The 4,008-nt window shown below is 39.2% G+C and carries 4 protein-coding genes; all 4 read right to left on the bottom strand.

From position 1 onward, the window contains the following. Positions 1–51: 51 nt before the first annotated feature. Positions 52–1,299, bottom strand: a complete 1,248-nt coding sequence (locus CWC14_RS09410; protein WP_138562566.1) for a type II toxin-antitoxin system HipA family toxin — start codon at positions 1,297–1,299, stop codon at positions 52–54. Next, entirely contained in the window at positions 1,289–1,633 is a 345-nt protein-coding gene (locus tag CWC14_RS09405) for a helix-turn-helix transcriptional regulator (RefSeq protein WP_138562564.1), read from the bottom strand. The genes CWC14_RS09410 and CWC14_RS09405 overlap by 11 nt, the downstream gene beginning before the upstream one ends. A 249-nt stretch (positions 1,634–1,882) precedes the next feature. Beyond that, complete coding sequence (locus CWC14_RS09400; protein ID WP_138562562.1) at positions 1,883–3,265, bottom strand: MBL fold metallo-hydrolase RNA specificity domain-containing protein; 1,383 nt, start codon at positions 3,263–3,265, stop codon at positions 1,883–1,885. A 151-nt stretch (positions 3,266–3,416) separates the two neighbouring features. Next, complete coding sequence (locus CWC14_RS09395) at positions 3,417–3,869, bottom strand: REP-associated tyrosine transposase (RefSeq protein WP_138562560.1); 453 nt, start codon at positions 3,867–3,869, stop codon at positions 3,417–3,419. Positions 3,870–4,008: the final 139 nt, after the last annotated feature.

Here is a 4,008-nt window from a genome sequence, read left to right as displayed (position 1 = left end):
ACCTAACACCTAACACCTAAAACCTAAAACCTAAAACCTAAAACCTAGGACCTAAAACCTAAAATCTTCATGAAGGCGCTGCCAATGAGTTTTAAGTTGTTGTTTATGTGCTTTACTCATTGGTAAATTCTTAATCGCATCTGGCCATTGTGTACGCGCTTTATTAATTACATCATCTAAATGAGGTTTTATAGCTCGCCAGGGAATGTCTGCTTTTTTAGACCAGTATTCAAAATGTTTATAAGAGATATCGTACCATGCTTTTGTTTTCGCGAGGTTGAGTGCAAAATGTTGCTCATTTGCAATGTAAACACTGGTTGTAACTATATCATAAGCAGGTGATAGCCTTGGCGTTGTTTGGTCTGAATATAATAAACTCCAATTTTTTAGGTGAGCGTCACCATTAGCTAGCAGAATATTAGCAAGTAAACGTCTTGCTAGCTGTTGCACATCAGCGAGTCCATCCTCTGAAAACTGATATAAGATCCTTGCTATTTGCTCATAGTTTCCTGAATTGTATTTATCGTGTGGGAACTTAACGAGTACTTGTGCAAAATCTTCCATGTGAATTCGTTGATTGCTTTGCCTATCGAATCGCTTTATTGCAAACGCTAGTTTTTCATCAGGTAAATTAATTTGAGGTAAATTATCTAATTGTTCAATATTAACTAGTTTTATATCCGGAATATCCACACCTACCATTGACGCTAAAGTCATGGATGTAAACTCATTAGTAGGTACATCTTTATGTTTAGTTGAGGGGGTTTTTATGATCCAATCACCTAACACATTATCACGTGCTAAATTATATCGGCCGTCTTTTTCTTTCATAGAAAATTTCATTTGGACACCAGCCAAAGAAAATTTATTCTCTTGATTTAACTTGTCAAAATTCACCGCAGTTACTTGGCCATGACTATTAAATAGGCTAATTGGAACATCCTCAGGCTTCATTGGTTCAGCAACTAAAGCACCTGGTAAGTCCATTCCGAGGTACGAAAGGATGTGAAACTCATTATCTACATGAGTTTTAAGGCCTTGAGCTATTAGTTCGCGTAATGAACCTTCTGGTAGTAGGTTTGATAGTATGGGGTGAACGCGTTGGTTTGTTACCCAAGGTTCTGACATCATTTTTTCAGCTCGTGGGAAGTTTGGATGTGTAGTTAAGCTAAATGTTGGCCTCGTTTTATTTAAACGAAAGCTTTCATCGAAGTGGAATATGTTTAAGCCATTTTTACCCCCAGCAAGAAAGCCTACTACATGGCCATGCAGTGTTAACTTTAAAACATTAATTTCCATGTTCATCCTCATCCTCATCCTCTAGTAATCCTTTCCATGGATCTTCAGATACAGTTATTTTTTGTAGGCTTTGATTAGGCTTTTGGTGTTCGGTTGGTATGTTGCCATCACTGTTTTTGAGGGCTGCTAATACCACACTCATTTTTTCTTTCGGTATTAACATTATTTCACTATTAAGCCCTTGAGCTACTAATGTTAGCGTATCTAATCTGGGATTGCCTTTTGCTTCAAGTCGCTGGTATTGTTGCCTAGAAATACCAATGCGCATGGGCATTTCATTTTGTTTTATTTTTAGAGCAAGACGACGGTTTTTTATTTGCTGTAGAAGGTTCATTTAAGGAAACTAATAAGTTGCTTTTTAAATTTATAGAAACATATTAGTTGCTATTGTTGTTTTTAGCAACTTAAGTGTTGCTATTTTATACTGTACTCGGGTTGCGAGTTACGGGCGACGGGCCTAAAGCCTAATAACGACGCGAGGTGAACCCGCTGCTACAGATATTTAAAACCTTGCGATATTAACCGCAAGGTTTTTAAATTTCTCGAAGCTCGAAGCTCGAAGCTCGAAGCTCGAACCTCGAACCTATCCCTTCCCAATTTCTACCTTCACCTCGTTCCCCAGTACTTCCCTATACTTTGTAGCGAGTGCATTTTTAGCGTCATCATCGCCATGGACTATTTTTATATGGCGGGGCTTTTTGCGCATACCGGTTACAAATTTAATGAGACCTGCCTGATCTGCATGAGCACTATAACCGCTTATAGTGTGTATTTTGGCGTTAATATTCACCCTAGTATTATTTATCAACACGTATCCATTTTTTGGTCCGTAGGCTTGTATGTCTCGACCTAATGTTCCGCGCCCTTGGTAACCTACAAATAGTACGTCGGTGGTTTCATCTGTTAAAAATCGCTCTAGGTAGTTAACTATTCTTCCGCCGGTGCACATACCGCTTGCAGCTAGGATAATTGCAGGTGTTTGGCGTGTGGCGAGGTAATTTATTAACGCTAAGTGCTCGCTATGGGTATTTATTGTAGTGAGGTTTTCAAAGTCGAGAGGATGGCGGCCTTTGGCTACTTTTTGTTTTGCTTCTTCATCCCATAAATATTTAAATTTTCGGTATTGCTGAGTAAAGTTAGCTGCCATGGGGGAGTCGAGTATTACTTGTATTGTGCGCCAAGGTGAGTTTTTAGCAGAAGCATGAATTAGCTGTTCAAGCTCGTATAGCAGTTCTTGTGTGCGGCCAATACTAAAGGCAGGCACAAGTACTACGCCGTTGTCGGCAACAGCGCGTTCAATCACGTTTTTTAAGGTTTGCGTACGTTGTTTACGACCTTGGTGATTTTTATCTCCATAGGTCGACTCTATCACTAAGGTATCGGCTTTATAGGGCGCTTTAGGTGCGGGTAGTAAAGGCGTATAGGGCGCGCCTAAATCACCAGAAAAAACCACTCTATGATTATTATTAGCTTTGTGGGGAGGTGTGCCTATGTCTATTTCTACATAAGCGGAGCCTAAAATATGCCCTGCTCGTTGTAATCGGGCTTTCGCTGTGTGTTCACCTTTGCAAGGAAGATCGAACCAGGTTTTAAAATCAACTTCAATAATTTGCTGTTTAAGTAATCTTAAGCAGGTGTCTATTATTTTTTGGTCTCGCGTAACGCCCACTTTTAATGCATCTTCAATGACTAACGGCAATAAGCTTGCTGATGCGACAGAGGTAAATATGGGTCCTTTAAAGCCAGCCATTAATAAGTAGGGGATTCGGCCAACATGATCAATATGGCAATGGGTAACTATTAATGCGCGAACAGTGTCTATATTAAATTCAATGCTTAGATCATCTACAGAATCTTCACCCTGGAATAGTCCGCAATCAATTAGAAAAGAGCTTTGGTCGTTTATTATCAGCTGGTGGCATGAACCTGTCACGCCATTTACTGCTCCGTGGTGAAGTATTTTCATGAGTGTCCTTATTGCTTGTTTTGTACAAGGCGGGGCTTTATGCCGCGCATTTTAATCTTTGTAGATAGGCCTAAAGAACTTGCGCGAGGTAAACTCCCGCCTACAAATTTTCAATTGCATTTACAAACTTCGGCCTACGGGTATTTATATTTTATTTCAAATAAATACAATCCCAAAATGGGTAATCGCCAACGTTATCAACGATATTAGCTCTAAGCGGGTTTGCTACTATATAGCGCGCATAGTTAATGAGATCTTTTTCATCTCGGATCATATGATCGTAATAATCACTTTGCCAAAGCTTATTAATTTTGTGATGATCTCGGGCAAGTTTGGTGCAACGGCCTTTAAATAGCCTAATTAAGGCGCTCAAATGCATGCTTACTTTTAATTGAAAAAGCCAATGTATATGGTCTGGCATTAAGACAAATGCAATACTTTTACAGGCACCTTCTTCTTCAAGTTTCTTAATTTCAAAAATTATTTTTCTATTGAGACCAAGGTCGTTTAATAATTTTTGTCTGTTATTAATGACTAGAGTTACGCAGTAATAGTGATTGGGAATTGAAATACGACCTTTCCTTAGGTTTTGTGATTTTTTCATTTTTATATCTTGTGGTTTTATAGGTAAATATAGCAGGCAATTAATTGGGTTGCTTAATACCTAAATTCTGCGCGAGGTAAACTCCCGCCTACGGGTAGGTTAGCATGGGTGTTTTATTGGCGGGGCTTTATGCCGCGCA

This window comes from Pseudoalteromonas sp. S3260 (genome assembly GCF_005886925.1).
Lineage (GTDB): Bacteria > Pseudomonadota > Gammaproteobacteria > Enterobacterales > Alteromonadaceae > Pseudoalteromonas > Pseudoalteromonas tetraodonis.
The sequence above is the reverse complement of the archived record's forward strand: the minus strand, read 5'-3'. Positions and strand labels throughout refer to the sequence as shown.